The 546-nt window shown below is 65.8% G+C and carries 1 protein-coding gene; it reads left to right on the forward strand.

All coding sequences use genetic code 11. The features are described 5' to 3' along the window. Window positions 1-546: DNA gyrase C-terminal beta-propeller domain-containing protein (locus tag ACXJKJ_RS31790; protein WP_457395703.1), on the forward strand; the 546-nt coding region annotated here is incomplete at both ends.

Genomic DNA, 546 nt, shown 5'->3' on the forward strand with positions numbered 1-546 from the left:
GGCCTGGTCGGGTCGATGCTCGGTGCCGCCGGTGCCGAAGCCTCGCGTCCGGATGACCTGCCCAAGGGCGTGGGCCTGATCGAAGGCGGCTACCGGCTGACCGAAATCCAGGCCACCCAGATCCTGGAAATGCGCCTGCACCGCCTCACCGGGCTGGAGCAGGAGCGCCTGACCGATGAGTACAAGCTGCTGCTGGAAACCATCGCCGGGCTGATTCACATCCTGGAAGATCCGGATCGCCTGCTGCAGGTGATCCGCGAAGAGCTGATCAACGTGCGGACCGAGTTCGGCGACGAGCGCCGCACCGAAATCCGCCACAGCGAAGAAGACCTGGACATCCTCGACCTGATCGCCCCGGAAGACGTGGTGGTCACGCTGTCGCATGCCGGCTACGTCAAGCGCCAGCCGGTCAGTGCCTACCGCGCACAGCGTCGCGGTGGCCGTGGCCGCAGCGCGGCGTCGACCAAGGAAGAGGATTTCATCGAGCAGTTGTGGCTGGTCAACACCCACGACACCCTGCTGACCTTCACCAGCGCCGGCAAGGTG

The sequence above is a fragment of the Roseateles sp. P5_E1 genome (assembly GCF_054049335.1).